The sequence below is a fragment of the Paraburkholderia flagellata genome (assembly GCF_021390645.1).
Lineage (GTDB): Bacteria > Pseudomonadota > Gammaproteobacteria > Burkholderiales > Burkholderiaceae > Paraburkholderia > Paraburkholderia flagellata.
The window spans coordinates 418200-440238 of sequence record NZ_JAJEJT010000003.1 but is presented as its reverse complement, the minus strand read 5'-3'; the positions used below and the strand labels follow the sequence as shown (position 1 = coordinate 440238).

Genomic DNA, 22039 nt, shown 5'->3' with positions numbered 1-22039 from the left:
CAACGTTCCCGCTGCACAAGCAGCCCGGATTGCTCTACATCCACCGATTGAATCTGCACCGCTAGTCACCTTTCGATCTCTCACGGAATCACGGCCATTGCTGAGGTCCGGGGCGCAATCGACGGCAGCGGCGGTTGGCCGCGTTCGGCGGGCTGGGGTCGCGATCTACTGCGCGGCCGCCGAATCGCTCAGTTCGTCGGCCTCGCGTTTCAGTTCGTTGCCTTCAGCCGAACGTTGCGTATGGCTGAGCAGCGTGCCCAGATTCCGCAAGGTGCGCGCTTCATCTTGCCGCCAGGTCAACGGATCGTCGTGTGCAAGTCTGCGGTACAGGTCGAGTGCACGGCGCCACGCATCCTCCGCTTCGCGCAGCCTGCCCGTGCGGCTGTATAGCACGCCCAGATTGTTCAGTATCCTCGCCTCGTCAGGCTGGTACGCGGCAGGCGTATCGCGCGAGAGGGCGTGAACGACCTGCAGCGCTTGCTGATAGGCCTGGAGTGCCTTGGCCGGCTGTCGTTCGAGGCGGTACAGCACGCCCAGATTGCCCAATGTGCGCGCCAGGTCGGGCTGGTAAAGCGCGGGGCTTTCGCGGGCGAGCTGTTCGCGGATCTCCAGAGCTTCCCGGTAGGCATGCTCAGCATCCGGCAGCCGCTCGCTTGCGCTGTACAGGTTCCCAAGGTTATTCAGCGTGCGCGCAAGCGCCGGACGCCAGGCGGCGGGATTGCCGTGTGCAAGTGCACGCTGGATGCCGAGCGCTTCGAGATAGGCGCGTTCTGCGTCGCGCGTATGCAGTGTCGCACTGTAGAGGATGCCAAGGTCGTTGAGCGTTGTCGCGACCGCGGGCCGGTACGTGGCTGGGTCCTGTCGGGCCAGTGCGCGGTCGAGGGCGAGGGCTTCGCGCCATGCGTCCGCCGCTTCCTGCAGACGTTGCGTGTCACGGTACAACGTTGCGAGGCTGTCGAGGGCGTTCGCCACTGCGGGACCGTAGGCCGAAGGTTCCACACGCGCGAGCGCCCAGTAAATTTCGAGCGCATGCAGCCATGCGGCTTCAGCGTCTTTTTGCTGCTCCCGCATCAGGTACAGGTTGCCAAGCTTGCCGAACGTACGCGCGATGAACGGCGCCCACGCGGCGGGCTTCTGTTGCGCGAGCGCCCGATACTGGATCAGTAGCGCCCGATACACCGGCTCTGCGCGCACGGGCTCGTTCTGCACGAGTAGCGTATCGGCGAATGCAGTGGCGATGTCCTTGTCATCGGGTTGCAGCGAGTAGGCCTTCTCCAGATAGGGAAGCGCGTTCCATGGCATGAAGCGAAGCAGTTCGATGCTGGCCGCTTCGTAGTTGCGCGCAGCGGATAGTTGGTCGGTACCGGCAGCCTCGGCGACGAGTCGGATGACTAGCGCATGTGCGCTGTCCAGAGCGAGGTGCCTCGCGGCTTCACCGAGCTGGAGTTCGGTGGGATCCGCGCTGCGTATGATCGACAACCTGCGCAGCAGGTCTTCATAACGTGCGTTCCAGTTCGACGCTTCGGCTGTGAAGTCGATATCGGTGCGCGTCCTGATCTGCGACGCGAGGCTTTCGAGAATCGGCTCGAGATTGACGAATGCTGCATCGCTTTCGGCTTCGCCGTGGTCTGTCTGCGAGAAGACCGCGTGCAGCATCACGTTGGCCGCTGTCGCCAGCGCAACACGTTGCGAGGCGGAGAGCGCGTCACTCTTCGCTGCTCGGTTCAGGCGTTCAGTGACGCGCGTGAGCGCGGACGCGGACACAGCACAGCGGGTGCGCACTTCGAGTCCACCCTTGACATCAACCTCGGAAAACGCGGGCAAACATGTACCGGCCGCACACGCAGCGGCGTATGCCGTGGACAGCGCGGCCATCACGATGCACGAAAGAATCTTGCCTGCATTCATTTCCGGTCAGGTCCGCAGGGTTAGAGCATTTTCGTCGACATGGCGTCCCTGTTTCCCGGTGCAGGTTTGCGCGATGACTCACAGACGCCGGTACAGGAAGTCCGCTGGAAGGTCGCTCGATGGCCATGGTGCCCATCGCACCGTCTTGAGTGATGATCCTGAAGCCAGCAAACCTGATCTTCAGACCTGCGGTGTGCGACGGCCGATTTGCGATCGGGCCAGTATCCGAGATCCCCCGCCTCACTTCGCGAGCTTCGTTTGATCTTGAACGATGCACCAGACCTGGACTTTCCGGAACCACGCGTTACGCCCCACGGCGATGCCGTCCTGCGCGCAATTGGACGGGTGCGCTGACTGGCGTCCAGGAACGGATAGCTCTTGAACGGATAGCCTTTTGTTGAGACGGACTATATTCATCGTGTGCACCGCCCGCTCAAGAGGGCGGCGATCTGGATGAACCTGAGGAGGCTGACGTGGACCAGTCCTGGCTGGTAATTGCTGTCGGCACGATCGTGCTTGTGATAGCCGCGTTGGGTGTTGCCGCTCACTATCGACGTGAAAAGCGGCGTGCCGATCTTTTACGCAATCTTGATCACCACGAGTGGCGTCGTTGGACCCGCTCACGACACTGAATGCCTTTGCGAAGCATTCGCGTTGGGATGCGCGAATGCTTCCGTCTGGCGAATTCAAGTTTGAGGCGCCATGGGCGAGCAGGGCGTTGCGCGGGTCGACAGATAACGGGGGCTTCATCGTGGGCTACGATTTCGCAGAAATGAATCTGGCGCACATCCGCAGCGTATTCAACCAATCTATCGAACACGGCCGAACCAGCGGAAATTGCGCTCGCGCGCTGGCGCGCTATTCTGTGAGCAGGGCCCGCTGTTGAAAATAATGGGTGGCGCGGGGCGGATCGATCATGGCCCCTCGTCTGTATCGAAGGAGCACGTCCATCTGCTGATGCTGGTTCCACCGGGGCGGTGCCGGGAGGCATGCGGGCAGGGAGGCTGGCTGGAAGGTAGCGCTCCATCCTGCCAGCGGAGCAGAGCGCCAGGCGTGCCTGTGCGCCACGCACACGTCATCGCGCGGGACCACGGGATGGCGGAAACACGTTCCAGTAACCGTCGTCATGTTGAAAGAAGAACAGCGCGTGCAAACCGGCCGCTTCCCGGGTTTCCACGCGGACGTACCGGCCTCTGCCCGAGCGGTCGTGGCCAAACGCGATGACATGCACTCGCGTGCCGGGGACAAACCATTTTTCGACCTGGTACCGCAGTGACTGCGCCTTTGCGTGTTGCATCTGCTGCTCCCGTGCGTCGGTACTTTCGCGGCCCATTCGCGCAATACCCACGCACGAACAGGTCGCAGACCGATGTCTGACGCAATTCTTCCGCGCTGCATCGATAACTTGAGAAATCGCTTTAACCGTAACGCCAAAAGCAGCCCGTGGCGTATATTTCAGCGAGGTCGCTACGTAACAACAGTAGTCCAGAGACGTACGTTCCGCGACCTCGGGCACTACTTGTTGGTGCGTTGCGCCACTGAGTCGTTTGCCTGGTGGTGTCAGTCGGGGTTGGTCCGATCGGCAGACCGGTCCCTGGCGAAGCGCGCGAAGGCCCGTGCTCCAACGCGCGAAGGTGTCTAACGAGTGGAGACAAACATGGCACAGGTCGACTTCAGCACCTTCGAGCACGAAGGCTGGGAGCGGGTCGCGCAGGCCTATCACACGTATTTCGGGGAGCTGACTGCACAGTCGAACCGCGCAATGCTCGAGGCGCTCGGCATTCAGCGGGGAGCTCGTTTTCTCGACGTTGCATCTGGTCCAGGTTATCTCGCTGCGGCTGCCATGCGTCGCGGCGCGGACGTCGCTGGCGTGGACTTTTCAGTCGCGATGGTCGAAAAGGCGCGACGTGTTTTTCCGGGTCTCGAGTTCCGCGTCGGCGATGCGGAGGATTTGCCCTTTCCCGACGAAAGCTTCGACGCAGTGGGCATCAGCTTCGGTATGTTGCATTTTTCCCGCCCCGAGCGCGCGCTCGCGGAGGCGTATCGCGTGCTGAATCCCGGCGGCAGAGTGGCTTTTACGGTCTGGGCAACACCGCAAAAGGCAGTTGGCTTCCGGATGGTGCTGAAGGCGATCGAGGCACACGGGAGAACCGACGTGCCAGTGCCGCCGGGCCCGCCCTTCTTTCGGTTCAGCGATTGGGAGGAATCGAGGCGCGTGTTGCTCGATGCCGGGTTTGTCCAGCCTGAAATCTCTGAGGTGGACCAGACCATGGTCTTGCATTCGCCGGAGACGCCGTTTCACGCGCTGATACGTGGCGGCGTCCGGGTTGCCGCACTGCTGAAAGCCCAGACGCCGGCTGTGCTGGCATTGATTGAAGAGGCCGTCGCGCGTGACGCGCAGGCATACCGCAACGACGTCGGGGAATTACGAATTCCGATGCCTTGCGTCCTGGCTTTCGCACGCAAGACTTAGGGCTACGCCAGGGAAGCCGCTGTTTGCCGATGGCCCGCTACCGCGTTACCGGATGCAGGAGGAGCGACATGACAGGTTGGCAGGCAGTGATAGCGGGGGATGCACACGCGTGGGACCGTCCGACTCTTGCGCGCTTGTGATCTTATCGATATAGTTTTTATAACGATGAGCCTGAGAGGACATGCCGGAATGAAAAGCGTCTTCCGCAACTGCCGGTTGGCCTTTGCACGCGAACCGATTGATCGCGCTCCGGGTCCATGGCTCGCGTGCTACCCGATCTTTCAAGACGCACTGGGTAGCGGCGAGACAACGTTCCGGGCGCTGCCTGACTACGCCCGGTCCGTGGCACTGCGGCGCACGTGCATCGACGTAGCGGAACAAGCAATGGCTTGCGCGACCCTCAATGACGTCCGTGTGTCCTTCATTGAGTTATGCACGCAATCCGTATGTGAGGCCGTTGAGGATTACCTTGGGAAACAGAAGGGCGAGCGGATTGTCCTGCCCGACAGCGTCACTGGATCGCGTCTAGACCTGATCGAACACATGCAGAACATTGCACCCCCGTTGATGGCACGGCCGCCCTGTCTGCTTCGCCCGGGTCGGCATATCTTCATTGACGGCTGGATGCGATTTTTCTCGTACAGCACACGCGGCGATCCGACGATCCCGTTGCTCGCCATTGACTGGCTGGACTTTCACGATCGCCTGGGCGCGCTGGCGCCAATCCGTACCAACTAACGCACAGTCAGATGCGCCCATCAGCGAAGGCGCCGCGCGGCGTGTCTTCGCCTTACCGCAACTGGTTGTTGTAGGCGCTGTCCAGTGCGACGCGTACGCGGAACATACCATCCGTCATGCGAGAACGGTTAGGCTGTGTCGGAAGGAGCGCGAGAATGCCCTTGATGGCATATAACATGATCAACGCACCGGTTAGATCTCCCGCGAACATCGTGAGGAAGCTTTCACCAAAATTCCGCATATTGCCTTGCAGTGCGAACCAGATGTGGTGTAGCAACGGATTCGCAATCGAATAGGCGACGGCCAATACGAGAAGCCGCGTTGGCGTGAGATTCGCTAGCGAAGCGCGCAGGTGGTAGCGCTCCAGTGCAAGCCTGTAAACCAGGTACGGCGCAAGCGAGCCCAGAATGGCTCCCGCGATTGCGCGAACCGGGTCGTGTGGGAACCAGTAGAGAAAGTCCGCCAGCAGACCAGCAACCAGCAGCCCGACAAACCCGTCAAACCCAACCAGCAACGTGCTCAGAAGTCGGACTCCTGACGGGAGGTATATCCAGTTGATACCTTGAACAAACGACGTCCCCGCGAAAATCGCTTGATTGAGCCACAGCGACGCCAGAAACGCGGCTACGGTACCTGTTATCGACCATAAATGTAAACGCAAGCTCCCCATGGCGGTACAATCCTCTCACTGTTCGTATTACTTCGCCGCATTAGCCAGCCGGAGATTCGCCAAGCGGACCCCACCCTGAACGGTGCGCAAATCATGACACGTCCAGCTGACATCTATCTTCGATTCCTGCAACTCACCGAAGCTCTGCGCGGCTTGCCTGCGCTGCCTGCGCTCGATCCGCTCGAAGAGAAGATCCTGGAATTCGTTGCGCGCACGACGCAAAAAAGCGATCGCCTTTCGGTTCGGGACATGATGGCACAAAGCGAGCTTGGCTCGCCCGCTACTCTTCATGCCCGCATCACGTCGATGCGGGAAAAGGGCTGGCTCACGCTCAGCGATACCGAAGACGCACGCCGCAAACAAATTGACCTCACACCTGCCGCGCTCAAACATTTCGACAAGCTTGCCGAAGCCTTTGCGAAAGCCGCGAAAGGTGCGTGACATTCCAGGTGATGTAACGGTGCGCGCTCAACGCGGCGACGCACGTGTGGGCACGGGCTGAAGAATTTCGCGTGGCTGTTTCTCTCTGGCAAATGATCGGCCCAGAGAATTCCAGACCCTTTCGCCCTGGAATTTGAATCGCTGAACGGCCATGCCGGACTGCGCCAGGTCCCCGGGGAATCGGCGACATTGCTCAATACGGCTGCGAGCGCATGGCTGTTGTTTGAGACGGAGCGGACGTTCGAACGTCCGCGAGAACGTCGGAGGCAGTGGCCAGAGGTGGCCCCACTGCCCGGCGCGGTTGACCGAAACCGACCCCGGAGCCGTCCTGCGACCCAGCGCAGGCTCAGCGGCAGCTTTCAAGGGTAGAACGGCCACACGGTTTATTGGCGGGGCTGGCAACTCGTTGGCCATTGGTGGCCTTCGATGAAGTGAGTCGGTCATCCGGCGCTGCGCTGCCGGGGACCTTCCGCTATGCGGCAGCCTGCTCGCGCATGCGACGGGCTTCGTCGCGCAGGAACTGCTGGTAATCGTCCAGATCGCCGTCGAAGGGCTCGACGCCGCCCTTGGTGACCAGCCAGAACTCATCACATACGGCGCGCAACAGGGCCCGGTCGTGACTGACCAGCATCACCGTGCCTTCAAATTCGTTGAGCGCCATGCCTAGCGCCTCGCGTGTGGCCAGGTCGAGGTGGTTGGTAGGCTCGTCGAGCAGCAGCAGATTGGGACGCTGCCACACGATCATGCACAACACGAGCCGCGCCTTTTCGCCGCCGCTCATCGTGTTGACCGCCTGATGGACCATGTCGCCGCTGAAGTTGAAGGTGCCGAGGAAGGTGCGAAGCGATTGTTCGGTGCCACTCTGGCCGGGCGCGCGCATATGCGGCGGCGTGTCCCTGGCAAGGCGGATCATGTGTTGCATCGGCGTGTCGAGCGGACGCAGCACGTCGAGTTCCTGCTGCGCGAAGTAGCCGATGTTCAGGCCTTTGCCTTCGCTAATTTCGCCAGCAATCGGCGCCAGTGCGTGCGCCACCGTCTTCACCAGCGTGGACTTGCCCTGCCCGTTGGCACCGAGGATGCCGATACGCTGCCCGGCCAGCACGGAGCGGTTGATGCCCCGCACGATGACCGTGGGCGGCGTGCCCGGCAGTGCGTCGGTCGGCGCCGGGTAGCCGAAGCTCGCGTCCAGCATCGACAACAGCGGATTCGGGACGTTGAGCGGCTCCTTGAACTCGAAGGTGAACTCTGCGTCGGCAAGCACGGGTGCGATCTTCTCCATGCGTTCGAGCGCCTTGACGCGGCTCTGCGCCTGCTTCGCCTTCGAGGCCTTGGCCTTGAAACGGTCGATGAACTTCTGCAGGTGGGCGATCTTGTCCGCCTGCCTGGCCATCGCGGCCTGCTGCAACACGAGTTGCTCAGCACGCATCTCTTCGAACTTGCTGTAATTGCCGCCATAACGCACGAGCTTCGCGTTGTCGACGTGCACCGTCACCTGCGTCACCGAGTCGAGGAATTCGCGATCGTGGCTGATCACGACCAGGGTTCCCTGATAACGCTTGAGCCAGGCTTCCAGCCAGACCAGCGCGTCGAGGTCGAGGTGATTGGTCGGCTCGTCGAGCAGCAGCAGGTCGGACGGGCACATGAGCGCGCGCGCCAGTTGCAGTCGCATGCGCCAGCCGCCGGAGAAACTGTTGACCGGCTGGCTAAGCTGCGCGTCACTGAAGCCAAGGCCCAGGATCAGCGCTTGGGCACGTGCGGGGGCATCGTGCGCACCGGCGTCGTGCAGGTCCATGTAGGCGTGCGCCATGCGCATACCATCGTCACTGGCCTCAGCGGCGGCTACTTCGGCCTGCGCGGCCAGCAGCACGGTGTCACCCTCGACTACGAAGTCGGTCGCGCTCTGCTCAGTCTCCGGCATCTCCTGCGCGACCTGGCCCATCTTCCACGCAGCGGGAATCGAGAACTCGCCGCTGTCTTCGTGGAGCGTGCCGTTGAGAAGGCCGAAGAAGGAGGACTTGCCGGCGCCATTGCGGCCGACAAGACCAATCTTTTCGCCGGGGGTAAAAGTGATGGACGCGTTGTCGAGTACGACATTAACGCCGCGGCGCAGCGTGAGATTACGGACGGAAATCATAGCGAGCTACTTCGGAGAGGATTGGTATGATAGCCGACCGGACGTGCAGGGCTGTCTCTTTTCTGAGCCGCTTGCGCTTCGCGGCGCGCACCGGTCATAAAGGAAGGCAGGCCCTGGCGCCCCCGGCGTACCGGCTGCGGTGTCAGCGTACATAGCGGTGAATGACGGCGCTTGGCCGCCTGCCACCCGATATGGACGGTCGTACCCGACCCGTTTCTGTCGTTCGTTGGCTTCCTTGGTCAACGGCTGCTTTCGCGCGCATAACCGCCACGGTACGTGCCCGGTGCCAGCCCACACCCCAGCGTGGCTTTGGCGGTTGTTCATGGCGTGTCACGCCTTACTCGACGAATGGCCGCTCCCGCGCTAAATGTCTGCCAGATGCTGGTCCTGCGGGCAATGGCCGATCATCGGCGCTCGCTAGGGATACCTGACGAGATCCGCCTCCCCAATTTTTGCACGCTCTCTTGCGAGTGCAAATAAAGTCGTCAATTCAAGCGGCATAAGCCCTGTGCTATGAGGATTCCAGTTGACGACTTTAATTTCTTCTACGTCTGTACAAGACGGAACTGATTCATCGACGCGCCCCGTGGAAAACGCGGGAATCCGTCGAACTGGCGACGCTGGAATGGGTGGCCTGGTACGACCATCATCGACTGATGCAACCTCTCGGCTATATTCCGCCCGCCGAAGCTGAGGAAAACTACTCCGAAATATCACTGACCTGCCCGCGTTAACTTAAACCAACCAGACACCACGATTCCCGGCGCGGTTCATGCTGATGGCCCATTTAGCCGGCACAGGGAAGCCTTTGACGGTGCAAATCGCGGAGCTCACGGGTTCGATCAAGGGCCGTGCACGCTAGCGCCGCAACGTCTTGGCGTGATTGGCGCCACACCTGGAGCCGCGAATTGCGCTGCGTTCGGAGACCGGCAAACTATCGAACAAGGTGGACCGTCGAGGCTTCCGATGAGTCCGGAGAGATATCCCATCGCGCCCACACTGCGCGCTTGAGCTTTTCGTCAATGTGCGCATGTCCGTAATCCAGATGCGACGTTATCCCGCGCAGGTACTCTCCGGAAGACGGCTTTCGCACCGGCTGAATGAATGCGCGATGCGTGTCACTGCGTTGCTCGCTTTCGATCAACGAGAGCCCGCCCGGTCCCGATACCCGCCGGACGAGAAATGCACTATAGCGCGCGGGCAATACACGAACATGTTCGGACTCGTTCTCGAAACTCTCCTCGGTCTTATCTTTGATCTTATTCACGATCTTACGCTTGATGTGCGGCACGAAGCAGCGAATTGCCGCATCGTATAGCGCTTCTGTATCGTCATTTCGCGCAATGCCGAACCGCGAAAACAGCGTGTCCGCGTGCCGCTGATGCCCGGCACGCCGGGCGGGACGATAGTGGTAGGCAAGTACGGCTATATCGAGTTTCGTTCAGTCGGAAGTCAAAGGTGCGAGCGAGTAGAGAGAGTTTTCGATCAGCTCGATATTTTCCAGACTGACGCGGGCATCGGGCGAGGAACATTCCGAAAGCGCGAGCACGTGATAAAGCAGGCTGCGTGCTGGGTCACCCGGTTCTATTGCGCGTTCGGTGCTTCGGAATCCTGCCACTCGATATTGAGTTTCTCGCTCAGCAACGCGGCAGTGCGCTGAGGCGAGTCCAACGATGACAGATCGAGACCATACTGTCGCGCGCGCGCTTCCACGGGGCGGATAATCCGGCGAGCAGCGCATGGATTTCATCGATCAGCATTTACCACCTCCCAGTGAGTGGCTTGCTCAAGGCTGCGCGAGGAGAGTTTTTCTGCTGTTTGCATACCTTCGCTTGATCTACTGCTGAGTATTCCGTTTTCAGCGATCGCTACAAATTCATATTGTATTTCGGATTCGCAATCACCACATCCAGTGACTAATATAGGTGATTCAAGAAGGAGAGAAGTGCACGTTTATGCAGCTGCTCGCAACTCGTATCGCAACCGATAACGGTGCAAGATGCAGGGAGAATTCCGGGCTTCGGCCCTCGCCGACCTCAATACGCGGTAAGAACATTTGGTGGACGATGTCATGTTGGCGCGGAGAACCTTTCTTGTCGGCGGTGCGAGTTTGGCGGGGATGAGCGTGCTCGCGATCGGATGGTCGGTATCGCAAGCACGTGAGGAAATATGCACCGGGAGAACCATCGGGACGCCCGGTACCAACGTGAAGCTCAACGGCTGGCTAATGATCGATCGCGCCAACAACGTCACGATCGTCATGAGCAAGGCCGAGATGGGGCAGGGCATCCACACCGGCGCTGCGATGCTGCTGGCCGATGAACTCGGAGCGGACTGGTCCCAGATCCGGCTCGCCGATGCTCCCATGGAGTCGCTTTATAGAAACCGCGTAAGCCTCGCGCGAGCGCTTCCTCGTCGCCCCGAGGATCACAGCTGGCAGGCGGAGGGCGAAGAGGATCTCGCGCGGCTTCTAACGCTTTTAGGCGGCACGATGGTAACGGGCGGTTCGACGAGCATCGCCGATCTCTGGGAACCGATGCGCGAGGCTGGTGCTTCCGCTCGCGCGATGCTTTGCAGCGCGGCGGCGAAGGCGTGGGGGGCGCCGGTTGCTGAATGCGAAGCTCGCGCGGGCCATATTGTCTGGGGTTCGAGAAACTCAGCTACATTTGGCGAGCTTATCGATAAGGCGAAGCTCGAGCATCCGCCCACGCACGTCACGCTCAGGGATAGATCGAAATTCACGATTATCGGCAAGCGGCGCAACCGGATAGAGGCGCCTTCGAAGATCGACGGATCGGCGCAGTTCGGGATCGACGCGCTGCCAGAAGGCCTGCTATACGCGAGCGTCAAGATGTGTCCAACACTCGGTGGAATCGCAACCGGACACGATAGTTCGAACGTGAAGAACACCGAGGGTATTCATGACATCTTCACAGTTGATCCCTACCACGGCGGTACCGGCGGAGTCGCAGTCATTGCCGACAACCCGTACATCGCCATGCGCACGCTCTGCCAGTTGTCGTACACGTGGGATCATGGTCCGTCTAAAAACCTCAGCGATGCAGACATCAGCGTAGCCTTGGTCAAGGCGATCGAAGGTGGCGCTCAGCCGCAGTACTTCTATTCGACCGGCGACGTCGAAACGAAATTGAAGCAGTCAGAGCCGCTGAAAATGCAGTATGAGGCGCCGTACCTCGCGCATGCGGCGCTGGAACCCATTAACTGTACTGCGCAGGTGAACGAATGCGAAGCGTCGATTTGGGTATCCACGCAGATTCCGATGGCGGCGCGCAAGGCTGTGGCAAAGTTCCTCGGTCTGAAAGAAGACAACGTGCAGGTGCATCAGTGCCTGATCGGCGGCGGATTTGGCCGTCGACTCGAGGTTGACTATATCGTGCAAGCGGTGGCAATCGCGCGCCATGCCAACGGACGTCCCGTGCAGACAATCTGGCCACGCGCACAAGATACGACGCACGACTTCTATCGCCCCGCATGCGTGTCGCAATTCTCCGGGGCGCTCGATAAAGACGGCAAGCTGATTGCGTGGAAGAACCAGTCGGCCAGCCAGTCGATCAGTGCGCAAGCGCTGCCTCGAGCGTTCGGCATCCCAGCGTTGGTCGCAGAGATGTTCACCGACACCACGAACGCAGAAGGTGCGTTCGATCAGCCGTACGAATGCCCGAACATTGCGGTCACGCACAACACGGTGACGCTGCCGATACCCGTGGGTAACTGGCGCTCGGTTGGGCATTCGCTTCATGCGTTCTTTGTCGAGAGCTTCATCGACGAGATGGCGGTAGCCGCACACAAGGATCCCTTTCAGTTTCGGCTTGACATGCTGACGAAGCCGGAACACAAGCGACACGCCTATGTACTGCGAACACTCATGGATTTTTCCAGGTGGCAGAGCCGGCCGAAGGGTGATGGAACAACTGCCAGAGGCGTGGCAATGCACGAAGCCTTTGGCAGCGTGGTGGCGCAGGTTGCGGAGGTGGAGCGGCTTGGCGACACATTTCGGGTTACGCGAGTCCACTGCGTGATCGATTGCGGCGTCGCGATCAATCCGAATCTCGTCGAGCAACAAATGGAGAGCGGCATTATTTTCGGGCTTTCCGCCGCCTTGCATCAACGGATCAGCATCGTGAATGGCCAGGTTCAGCAGAAGTATTTTTCTGAATTTCCACTCGTCAATATGTCGACCTGTCCTGAGATTTGCACCAAAGTGCTTCAGTGTGGTACGGAACCACAAGGCGTTGGCGAAGCGGGTACGCCGCCCATTGCGCCTGCCGTAGCGAATGCGCTATTCGCACTCACAGGGAACCGGGTTCGGCACCTTCCACTTCTTGATCCGCCAGTGCCTTCCGGAGGTGATATATGGTGTCAGTCCGTATTAACGGAAAAACCGTTGTCATGCATTCTGCCCCAGAAACTCCGCTGCTCTGGGCACTCCGATGCGAACTCGAACCAAAACTGACGGGAACGAAATTCGGCTGCGGTATTGGCGTTTGCGGCGCCTGCACGGTCTTGATCGATAACATAGCTTTTCAGTCTTGCCAGATACCCATATGCGCCATCGACAAGGCGGAAGTCGTCACGATTGAAGGACTGGAGAGTCCGGAAGCTCGCGCGCTGAAGAAGGCATGGATCGAATGCGATGTCGTGCAGTGCGGCTATTGTCAAAGCGCGCAACTGGTTGCCGCAACGGCGTTGCTTTATTGTCATCGTCATCCGACCGACGGCGAAATCAACGATGCCATGCAGGGCATCGCATGCCGCTGCGGCGCGTTTCCCCGGATTCGCAGGGCAATCCACCAGGCGGCCGAGTCGCTGCGGCCGTAAGTGGACGCGTAAGAAGGCGCCGCGGATGAATCTCGCTGAATTACCGGCGCTCAAGCAGCCTGCGAAGTTGGCACATTACGGGGCAATCCACGAAGTACCTGGTCGCTGCGGCTGCAATTGGCCGGGCAAACAGGTTGTCCTGGTGTATCAACAACGAATATGCTGTGCGCATTGGCGTAAATGTTGGGGTTCTACCGATAGTTGGAGGGTGCAGCGCAAGAGATGCGCGCGGAGGCTTCTTGGCCGCATTGTCGACTCAGTCTGCATCGTTGACTCATCCTCTGCGTGGCTTTTGTGAGAATTGATTAATGAGAAGGATTCCAAACTAGTGAAACATAATTGACATTCGATCGGCGTCGCCTATATTCTCCTCACGGTCGGACAACGTATGTCGGTGACGCCAGTACACGAGCGGGCCAGACTGCACGCCATCGGGCTGCGGTATTGAGCGTTTCGAGAGTGCGGCCGGAGGGTGCCGGCCGCGCGCGCCACGGCACCTCGCTTTGCGGGAGCAACACTGAAGCCATCGCGCCTCGGGTTTCGCACCTTCAGGGGAGGCGCGTTAATGCGTTCACGATGCAGTTCACGAAGCGAACGACCTGTGCTGGCGAAGCAGCACCGTGTTTTGCAGCCCGCGCTAGTGGGTGCGCTAATGGTCGCTTCTTGCCTTTTGGCATGGAGAGCGGCGAATGCCGCTGGAACGTCTGCATTGGCTCCGGCGGCGTGCGCAGCGTCGAGCTGCCCGCCAGCGGCGACAAAGCCGGCGGCGTGCAAACAGGTTGCATCGACGGCTAACGCAACGTGTGAGGCTGATGCGACCGAGCTGGAGCATGCGATCAAACGCTATCCGGCTGCGTCGATCGCGCCAACGCTCGATAGGGATGCCCCGCCGGAGGGCGAGGTCGAAAAGGACGCTCCACCCGACGAAGCCAGGGCCACGAAAACGGCAGGCGGCGTGCGCCTGTTTCCGCGTAACGAACAGTGCTTCCCGACGGAGACGCGAAACATTTTCAGCGAGGTCGACAAGGTCGTCGTTGGCGACGACCCCAAGCCGCGACCAATGGACTGGTTCGACGGGCACACCGTTCCGAAGGGCGCTCGCTCAGCCATCATGGGGCAGAACACCTGGATGCTGTGGGGCGAGGGCAATGAAGCGTTTTGGGGCTGGGTCCAGGAGAACGGGTACGGCATCGCGGACTTTCTTGTCCTGCTGAATTCGAAGAACAGGGCACATCGTTTCAGGGACGGCGGGCTGATCAATCAGCCTGGCATGGTAGAGCGCGACGCGCCGATGACCGGGCTGGGTCTTTATATCGACGGACCCGACGGCGACAAGATCAAAATGCACGCGCCGGAGAATGACGTCGGCGCGGACGGAAAACCTGTCGAGCGTGTGACCATACCCAAGGACGCGGCGCACGATCACCAGACATTTTTCGAGGTCGGCGACCCCGCGCTGTATGACCAGGCAATCGCTCAACTCGGCGACGATGGCGTCGACCCGCTCGTCTACGGCTATCCTTCCGGCGTCGTGGGGCTGCGGCTATTTCCGAATCCGGACTTCTTTGGCAAGTCGCCGGCCGCGGAGAAAGCACGCGAGCACTGGAAGGAGCAGGTCGTCAGCGATAAGGGCGCGAGATACTACTCGACCGATCCCAAGGACGCCGACTTTCACGCGGACCCTTTGCTCGTACGGCCATTTCGCGTGAGCATGGCGTGCTCGTTCTGTCATGTCGGTCCGCATCCGCTCGTGTCGCCGCAAAGTACGGAGCATCCCGAGTGGGGGGAAATGTCGAGCATGATTGGTAACCAGTACTGGCTACCCTCGAACGCCTTCACGAACCTGAAGACGCCGGATAGTTTCCTCTGGCAGTTCGTCGCGAGCCAGCAGCCGGGAACCATCGACACGTCGCTAGTGGCCACGGACCACATCAACAATCCGAACACGATCAACGCGATTTTTGAAGTGAACGCGCGTCTTGAGCGCGCCGCCATCAACCCACCCGAGGAGCAAAGCAAGAGCAACCTCATGCTGCGGGGTATCGAGGATGCCCCCGTTTTCACGCTCGACCCGCGCCACACGCCACGCGTGTTGCTCGATGGCGCCGACAGCATCGGCATCGAAGGCGCGCTGTTGCGGGTGTATCTCAACATCGGCGCTTATTCGGAGCAATGGCGCATGGTGCAGAACACGATCGTCGGATTCAAGCCGCAGCGGCCGTTCGATATCGCGACCATCAAGGCCAAGTCGGTCTACTGGAATACGACTGAAGCCTTTCGCGTGCAAGAGCTGGAGGCCCTCTTTACTTACGTCACGCAATCCGGCGCCACGATAGCCCAGCCGATGAAGCTGGCCTCGACCGAGGAGGGGCTCGCGCGGATCAACGCCAACAAGGCAGATAGCGGCAAAGGCCGCGAGGTGTTCATCCGCAATTGCGCGATCTGCCATTCGAGCAGGCAGCCGCCAGATCTGCAAATCACATTTTCGCGCGAATGGCGCACCGCAAACGCGGACAGCCAGGGCGGAATTACGCTGCCCATGGACTTTGCCGACTGGGACGCATTCAAGCTGAGCAAGCCGTGGCTCGCCTATGTGGACCGGCTTCAGAAGTACATCGTGGCAGGGCCGGACGGAGGGCAGGACTTCTTCGAGAAAAATAACTATCTCTCGACGGATGTGCGCGTGCCAATCACCCTCGTCGGCAGCAATTCGCAGCGCGCAGTGGGCACCAATGGCATGCGCGGCCAGGTTTGGGACAACTTCTCTTCGGAAACGTACAAGTCCCTGCCTGCGGTGGGGCTGGTTCACTTCTTCAATCCGTTCAGCAAGACGAGCGCCGTCGACAAGTGGGGGAACAACGACGAATATGCGCCGCCTGGCGGCGGCCCGGGCTACTACCGGCCGGCCTCGCTCGTGAGCGTCTGGGCGACCGCACCATTGCTACATAACAATGCACTGGGCATATATAACCGCAAGCCGTCGGTGGAGGGCCGGCTCGAGGCGTACGACGACGCCATCGACAAGTTGCTCAACAATCGCAAGCGTGCTGTCATTGGCACGCTCGCGCATGGCGCGGCGCAGCGCGTGAACTTCTATCCCGCGCAAAAGGAGGAGTTCTGTCGCGACAACCCTGCTGACCAGAGCCTGGAATGCAGCGCGCTGCGCGGGGACTTTCGCCGGTCGTTCGCGGCGGCAGGCGTAGCCGATCAACCGGGCTTCAGGGACGTCGGTTTTATCTACAGGACGACGAAGGATTCATATATCGACTTTGCGCCGAGGTTCATCAAGCCGCTCATCACCGGCATAGTGGGCGAACACTTGACACCTTTCCTGTTCGTCTATGTGTGGCTGGTGCTGGCACTGATTGCCGTCGTGCTGATTTTCGTGGGGCAACCGCGCCTCGCAGGCGGCCTGCTCGCTTTGCTCGCGGCGGTGCTCGCGACGCTGCTGCACGTTTCGGGCGTGGCCGCGATCTACCCATGGCTATGGGTCATTCCTCTTGTCGTGTTGGGGCTTGCGGCCGCGTTCTTCCGCTTCCCCAATGCACGGCGTTGGGGGCGTGCGTTTTTCGCAGTGAGTGCCGTGGTCTTCGTCGTTATGGGCGGCGTGGGGAAGGCCTTCCTCGACGGCCGCCTGATTGGCATTAACGTCGGTCCCATTCCGCGCGGCACGCCGGTGAATCTCCTCATGAACATCAACCCCGACGCGCCCACGTTCGATCTCCTCAGTGCGGTGGCCGGGCTCACGCGCGGGGTGCTGCGGGTGCGTCGCGACGACCCGAAGGATGGCAGCTTCAAGGCGCTCGACGAATTCCAGCAGGAGGCCGGCCCGGCGCTGCTCAAAGCGAGCAAGTGTCCCGACTTCGTGCTGGACCGGGGTCACTGGTTCGGCGAGTCGCTTACCGACGACGAAAAGCGGCAATTGAAGGCTTTCCTCGAAACGCTCTGACTTGTCAATTTCGTCCACGGGAGGCGCGATGAACCCCGATGACCCGCTGTGGCAAGCCAGGAATCCGCAAACCACGCCCTTCGATTACGTGATCGTGGGATCGGGCGCGGGCGGTGGCCCGCTCGCCGCGCGGCTTGCGCTCAACGGGCGCCGCGTTCTGCTGATCGAGGCAGGCAACGACCCCGCCGTCGCGCAGCCCGATGCGCGGGCTCAGCCGATGACGCGGGGCGCTCCCGATCTCGCGCAGCAGCAGATGCGCCAGGTGTACGCGGTGCCCGCCTTCCATGCCAGCGCGACCGAAGACCCGGACATGAGCTGGGAATTCTCGGTGCGCCACTACACGAGTACGGCGCGACAGCAAGTCGATCCGAAATATGACGGCGCGAAGGACCCTTGCGCGGCAACGGATGGGCAAGGGCAGGGCGGCATCTTCTATCCGCGCGCGGCGGCTATTGGCGGTTGCACGTCGCACCACGCAATGATCATCATTCGCCCGAACGATGCCGATTGGGATCGTATTGCCGAATACACCGGCGACGATTCGTGGCGTTCGCAGAACATGCAGGGCTACTTCGCCAAGATCGAGAACTGTCTTTACTACTCGGTCTACCGGACCTTCGCTGGCAAAACGCTGGGGCTGCTGTTCAGGTTTCTGGAATGGACCGCACGCAAGCTCGATCCGCGCGGCCAGCTCGATCCCGGCGGCCACGGTTCCGCGGGCTGGCAAAAAACGAGTTTCATCGACCCATTCGTGATCGCCGCCATCGTTCGAGGCGACCGCACCTTTGTCGGCGTGCTCAAGGACGTGCTGTTCGCCTCGCTTGCGAATCGCAACGCGGCCTCGATGTTCGGCCGCGCGCTCGCCCGGTTTCAGATTCTGCAGTTCCTCGACCCCAATGTCCGCTCGCCGGACATCCAGAGCCGCGCCCACGTTTCGCTGATCTCGATCGGCACCGACGGCAAGCGCCGTTGCGGTCTGCGCGACCATCTGCTCAACGTCATGGCCGAATTCCCCGACCGGCTCGTGATCCTGAACCCCGCGCACGCTACGCGGATCGTGTTCGAGAAGAGCGAGAGCGGCGTGCCGCGCGCGATTGGCGTGGAAGTCCGCATCGGTCCTTACCTCTATGCGGCCAGCCCGAAGTACGCCGGCAAGGACGGGACGCCCGTCACGCAACAAGTGTTCGCCCGGCGCGAAGTGATTGTGTGCGGTGGCGCATTCAACACGCCGCAACTGCTCATGCTGAGCGGTATTGGCGACTCGGAGAATTTGAAGGGCAAAGTTGACGGACCGCGCGACCGCGACGGAGCGCTTCTCGGGCCGGTCGTGCATCTCCCGGGCGTCGGCCGCAATCTTCAGGACCGCTATGAAGTCAGCGTGATCAGCGAGGCGAGCGAGCCGTTTTCCACACTTGACGGCGTGACCTTCGACCCAGGCGACGCCAAAGACCCCATGCTGCGCCAGTGGCTCGCTGACCAGACTGGCCTTTACTCGACCAACGGCGGCGCGCTCGCGATGATGATGTCGTCCGCGAACGGCGCCTGTTTGCGCAGCGACCCGGATCTGTTCATCTTCGGGCTGCCGGTCGCGTTTCGGGGCTACTACTGGGACTATTCGCAGCAGTTGCTGTGCCGGAGCATGACGTCGAGCGAAAGGACGCGTAATTTATGGAGCTGGGTCATTCTCAAGGCTTACACGAACAACAACAACGGCACGGTTCGCTTGCTCAGTGGTGATCCGTTCCAGATGCCGGAAATCAACTTTCACTCGTTCGACGACACGATTGAGGGCGCGCAAGACTGCACGAGCGACGTGGATTCCCTGTGCGACGCGATCAAGCGCATCCGCGAGATCAATGGCCACGTTAGCGCGTTCAGCTGCGAGGTCCAGCCGGGCGTCGATAAACCCGATTGCTCGCCAACGCTGCGTCAGTGGATCAAGGACGAAGCGTGGGGGCATCACGCATGCGGCACCTGCCGGATTGGCTACGATCCGTGGTGCAAGAATCCACGTGACCTCCAGGACCGGTATGCCGTGGTGGACAGCAAGTTCCGCGTGCATGGGGTGGAGGGTCTGCGCATCGTCGACACATCGGTCTTTCCGACCATTCCGGGCTACTTCATCGTGACTCCTACCTTCATGATCAGCGAGAAGGCCGCCGACGTGCTGCTGGCCGACTCGGAGAACTATCCACGCGAGCTCGAGAGCGTCGAAGCGAAGGCGGTGCGCGAGCGCCGGGACTCTGCGCGGCCTGCATGGGAGGAGGCGGCCAATGCGGATCGCGCGCGATTGCCAGAGGACACGGTCGGCCTCGCGTTGTCGGGCGGCGGCGTGCGCAGCGCCACCTTCTGTCTAGGCGTTCTTCAGGCGCTCGCGAGCCGGCGACGCCTGCGCGATATCGACTTCATGTCCTCGGTTTCGGGGGGCGGCTATATAGCGTCATTTCTCGGCAAGCTGTTTACGGAGATGCCGGACCAGGATCGCCAGATACCCGCGGACCGCGTAGAACGCACGCTCACGAATCTGGGCTCGTCGACAATCCAGTGGCTGCGTTACAACGCGCAATATCTCGTGGGCGGCGGCCGTCACGACGTGTTGTTCGACGTCGTAGTCATCCTGCGCAACCTCGCGGCGGTGCATGTATGGATCGGTGCGCTGTTGTTTGGCGTGCTGGGCGCGCTGCACTGGTTCGCGCTCGACTGTTCGAAGGTCAGCGTCGTTTCGCTGGTGTGCGAGAGCGCGCCGCCGCAATGGTACGGCGTTACGCTGTCGGCCTGGTGGCGGCTGCCGCTGTGGTTCCTCGTGATCGGCATGTTGCCGCCCTCCATCGGCTACTGGCTCACCATGAGGCGGCGCCCGAAATGGGACTGGCGCTTGTGGTTGCCCTTCGCAGTGTGGCTCGTGATGATCGGGTGCGCGATCTATGGACTGACGCTGCCCGACATCGGAGGCTGGAGCGCCCTCGCGCTCGGTGTGCTTCTGCTCGCGTGGTTCGAGCAGCAGGCGGCCGGATTGCTAGTCGCCAAACCCGTGTCATCCGGCGCGAGTGCGCCGCCGCTTGATCCCGGGACGGCGCAGCCCGAGGGCGGAACCATCGTGATACGCAACCGGCTGACCCGGCTGCTCGGCGTGGCGCTGTTCGGTTTCGTCGTGACCGCGCTATTCGTGGTGGTCGATACGCTCGCGCAATTCCTTCCGGCACGCGGGTTTCGTGCGATGACCTGGTCCCTTGCTGGTGTCGCGCCCGTTTTGGTGCTGCTACGGGGGATCGCGGCGAGCGTGTTGAAGCGTCAGGCGAAAACGGCCACGACGCCAGCGCCAGAAGCGGGAAAGACTCTCGGGAGCGGCCTCGTGAAAGAGGTGCTGCTTGCGCTCTTCGCCTTTGCGCTGGCTTTCGTGCTGTTCCTGTTCCTCGATGTGCTCGTCTATCTGGTCTTCGGCCTCGATCCGACGACTGCGCGTTACTGCGTGATTGCCGCGTTGCTCATTTCGGCGGTGAAGGGCCGCGTGCTGCTCTTTCTCAACTTGTCCTCCCTGCAGCAGAGCTACGCGCAGAAGCTCGTGCGGACCTATCTGGGCGCGTCCAACGATGCCCGCGTGAATCCGCCAGGCACCAGCAAGCCTGTTCCGGTGGGTGTGAGCGATCTCGGCGACGACGTCATGTTCGACGATTACCATCCTGAAAGACATGGTGGCCCGCTGCATTTGGTCTGCTCGTGCCTGAATAACACGGTCGACCCGCTCTCCGGCAATCAATTGCGCGACGACAAGGGCATGCCGATGTGTGTCGGGCCCGCCGGCATCAGCGCGGGCAGGCGCTTTCACGCCCTCTGGGGCGCGCGCGACGCGACGACTTCCGTGCGCTTGGCGCCTGTCACCGCGGTCCGAGTGGAGCCCGATCCCAACGCGTTTCACGCCTTCGTAAAATCCAGCGGCGCGCAGGTCGATGTCGAGCGGCTCAGCCTTGGCCAGTGGATGGCGATTTCGGGCGCCGCCGCATCGACCGGTCTTGGCCGCAACACGAAGCTCGCGGAATCGCTGCTGCTTGGCCTGTTGAATGTCCGGATCGGTTACTGGTGGAACAGCGGTATTCCAGCAGGCGGGCGACCGGGACAATATCGGCGCGGGGGCTGGCGCGTGATCAAGTCACTGCCCTCGATCATCTTCACACTGCAGGCCAAGCTGCTTGACGAATGGCGTGCCTATTTCGAGGGGCCTTCCGCGAAGCTGTGGTATTTGAGCGATGGCGGCCACTTCGACAACACGGGCATCTACGAGCTGATCCGCCGCAGACTGCCCTTCATCGTCGCTGTCGACGCGGCCGCGGACCCGGATTACCGCTGTGAATCGCTCGCACTGCTGACGAGGCAGGTGCGCTACGACTTCTGCGCGAAGATCACCTGGCTCGATCCGCACCCCTTGCGCGCGAGTCATCAGTCAGGCGATGCCGGATGGAGTGCCTTTGAGCGCGGGGCAAAAGAGCCGCACGTGCCAGACTGGGTCAAGGCATCGTTTGATCCAGAAGCCATTGGAGCGTTTTCCGAGCTGAAGCGCGATGGATCTCGTGGCGCCGCGCTCGCCTGTATCACCTATTCCAACGAGCCCGACCGCCCAAGCTGGGTGTTGTACATCAAGCCGAGCGTTGGCATCGGCGCGCCCACCGATGTGAGCACCTATGCAAAAAACTACAGTGATTTTCCCCAGCAAACCACTGCGGACCAGTTCTTTACCGATAGCCAGTGGGAAGCGTATCGCGAGTTGGGCTATTGCGCGGGCATGAACGTTTTCACCACCCGACCCTGAAATCGACACGAACGCCAGGAGTTCACTCATGGCTGACTACAACGATCCGAGTGCGGTCAACACGATTTTCCCCGTCATCAATA

The 22039-nt window shown here is 61.1% G+C and carries 13 protein-coding genes and 1 pseudogene; 9 read left to right on the top strand and 5 right to left on the bottom strand.

The window, feature by feature from the left end; translation table 11 throughout:
• Nucleotides 1–165 precede the first annotated feature (165 nt).
• On the bottom strand, nucleotides 166–1908 hold the full coding sequence (locus tag L0U83_RS25570; RefSeq protein WP_233886961.1) for a tetratricopeptide repeat protein: 1743 nt from the start codon (nucleotides 1906–1908) through the stop codon (nucleotides 166–168).
• Nucleotides 1909–2381: 473 nt separating this feature from the next.
• Between L0U83_RS25570 and L0U83_RS25565 the strand changes: the two genes are divergently transcribed.
• The 3 genes from L0U83_RS25565 (at nucleotide 2382) to L0U83_RS25550 (ending at nucleotide 5119) form a co-directional block, all read left to right on the top strand.
• Nucleotides 2382–2540, top strand: a complete 159-nt coding sequence (locus L0U83_RS25565) for a hypothetical protein (RefSeq protein ID WP_233886960.1) — start codon at nucleotides 2382–2384, stop codon at nucleotides 2538–2540.
• A gap of 1025 nt (nucleotides 2541–3565) precedes the next feature.
• On the top strand, nucleotides 3566–4381 hold the full coding sequence (locus tag L0U83_RS25555) for a class I SAM-dependent methyltransferase (RefSeq protein ID WP_233886958.1): 816 nt from the start codon (nucleotides 3566–3568) through the stop codon (nucleotides 4379–4381).
• A gap of 189 nt (nucleotides 4382–4570) precedes the next feature.
• Nucleotides 4571–5119 (top strand): hypothetical protein, encoded by a 549-nt coding sequence (locus tag L0U83_RS25550; protein ID WP_233886957.1) that lies wholly within the window; start codon nucleotides 4571–4573, stop codon nucleotides 5117–5119.
• A gap of 52 nt (nucleotides 5120–5171) precedes the next feature.
• Here the strand turns inward: L0U83_RS25550 and L0U83_RS25545 are convergent, their stop codons facing one another.
• On the bottom strand, nucleotides 5172–5789 hold the full coding sequence (locus L0U83_RS25545) for a hypothetical protein (protein ID WP_233886956.1): 618 nt from the start codon (nucleotides 5787–5789) through the stop codon (nucleotides 5172–5174).
• A 93-nt stretch (nucleotides 5790–5882) separates the two neighbouring features.
• On the opposite strand from L0U83_RS25545, the gene L0U83_RS25540 reads away from it, so the two are divergent.
• Nucleotides 5883–6230: a winged helix-turn-helix domain-containing protein gene (locus tag L0U83_RS25540; RefSeq protein WP_233886955.1), complete on the top strand. Its 348-nt coding sequence runs from the start codon at nucleotides 5883–5885 to the stop codon at nucleotides 6228–6230.
• Between the two features lie 472 nt (nucleotides 6231–6702).
• On the opposite strand, the gene L0U83_RS25535 is transcribed toward L0U83_RS25540, so the two are convergent.
• Nucleotides 6703–8364 (bottom strand): ABC-F family ATP-binding cassette domain-containing protein, encoded by a 1662-nt coding sequence (locus L0U83_RS25535; protein WP_233886954.1) that lies wholly within the window; start codon nucleotides 8362–8364, stop codon nucleotides 6703–6705.
• Nucleotides 8365–8915: 551 nt separating this feature from the next.
• Here L0U83_RS25535 and L0U83_RS25530 point away from each other — a divergent pair.
• Nucleotides 8916–9103 (top strand): annotated as a pseudogene (locus tag L0U83_RS25530) (IS3 family transposase); the annotation flags it as partial.
• A gap of 195 nt (nucleotides 9104–9298) precedes the next feature.
• Here L0U83_RS25530 and L0U83_RS25525 read toward each other — a convergent pair.
• Nucleotides 9299–9631: a hypothetical protein gene (locus L0U83_RS25525; protein ID WP_233886953.1), complete on the bottom strand. Its 333-nt coding sequence runs from the start codon at nucleotides 9629–9631 to the stop codon at nucleotides 9299–9301.
• A gap of 370 nt (nucleotides 9632–10001) precedes the next feature.
• Nucleotides 10002–10124, bottom strand: a complete 123-nt coding sequence (locus tag L0U83_RS40575) for a hypothetical protein (RefSeq protein ID WP_267939508.1) — start codon at nucleotides 10122–10124, stop codon at nucleotides 10002–10004.
• Between the two features lie 311 nt (nucleotides 10125–10435).
• Here L0U83_RS40575 and L0U83_RS25520 point away from each other — a divergent pair, with 311 nt between their 5' ends.
• The 4 genes from L0U83_RS25520 to L0U83_RS25505 all read left to right on the top strand — a co-directional run bounded on the left by L0U83_RS25520 (nucleotide 10436) and on the right by L0U83_RS25505 (nucleotide 21956).
• The gene (locus L0U83_RS25520) at nucleotides 10436–12838 is read left to right on the top strand and encodes a xanthine dehydrogenase family protein molybdopterin-binding subunit (protein WP_233887886.1); all 2403 of its coding nucleotides are present in this window, start codon (nucleotides 10436–10438) and stop codon (nucleotides 12836–12838) included.
• Complete coding sequence (locus tag L0U83_RS25515; RefSeq protein ID WP_233886952.1) at nucleotides 12739–13203, top strand: (2Fe-2S)-binding protein; 465 nt, start codon at nucleotides 12739–12741, stop codon at nucleotides 13201–13203. Before L0U83_RS25520 ends, L0U83_RS25515 begins: the two co-directional genes overlap by 100 nt.
• Nucleotides 13204–14263: 1060 nt before the next feature.
• Nucleotides 14264–17152 (top strand): hypothetical protein, encoded by a 2889-nt coding sequence (locus tag L0U83_RS25510; RefSeq protein WP_233886951.1) that lies wholly within the window; start codon nucleotides 14264–14266, stop codon nucleotides 17150–17152.
• A 28-nt stretch (nucleotides 17153–17180) separates the two neighbouring features.
• On the top strand, nucleotides 17181–21956 hold the full coding sequence (locus tag L0U83_RS25505; protein ID WP_233886950.1) for a GMC oxidoreductase: 4776 nt from the start codon (nucleotides 17181–17183) through the stop codon (nucleotides 21954–21956).
• Nucleotides 21957–22039: the final 83 nt, after the last annotated feature.

Excerpts from the sequence above, each read along its gene's own strand:
- L0U83_RS25545 (WP_233886956.1), bottom strand. The coding sequence starts at position 5,789 with ATGGGGAGCTTGCGTTTACATTTATGGTCGATAACAGGTACCGTAGCC.
- L0U83_RS25555 (WP_233886958.1), top strand. The coding sequence starts at position 3,566 with ATGGCACAGGTCGACTTCAGCACCTTCGAGCACGAAGGCTGGGAGCGG.
- L0U83_RS25520 (WP_233887886.1), top strand. The coding sequence starts at position 10,436 with ATGTTGGCGCGGAGAACCTTTCTTGTCGGCGGTGCGAGTTTGGCGGGG.
- L0U83_RS25515 (WP_233886952.1), top strand. The coding sequence starts at position 12,739 with ATGGTGTCAGTCCGTATTAACGGAAAAACCGTTGTCATGCATTCTGCC.
- L0U83_RS25535 (WP_233886954.1), bottom strand. The coding sequence starts at position 8,364 with ATGATTTCCGTCCGTAATCTCACGCTGCGCCGCGGCGTTAATGTCGTA.
- L0U83_RS40575 (WP_267939508.1), bottom strand. The coding sequence starts at position 10,124 with ATGCTGATCGATGAAATCCATGCGCTGCTCGCCGGATTATCCGCCCCG.
- L0U83_RS25540 (WP_233886955.1), top strand. The coding sequence starts at position 5,883 with ATGACACGTCCAGCTGACATCTATCTTCGATTCCTGCAACTCACCGAA.
- L0U83_RS25505 (WP_233886950.1), top strand. The coding sequence starts at position 17,181 with ATGAACCCCGATGACCCGCTGTGGCAAGCCAGGAATCCGCAAACCACG.
- L0U83_RS25570 (WP_233886961.1), bottom strand. The coding sequence starts at position 1,908 with ATGAATGCAGGCAAGATTCTTTCGTGCATCGTGATGGCCGCGCTGTCC.
- L0U83_RS25550 (WP_233886957.1), top strand. The coding sequence starts at position 4,571 with ATGAAAAGCGTCTTCCGCAACTGCCGGTTGGCCTTTGCACGCGAACCG.
- L0U83_RS25510 (WP_233886951.1), top strand. The coding sequence starts at position 14,264 with ATGGACTGGTTCGACGGGCACACCGTTCCGAAGGGCGCTCGCTCAGCC.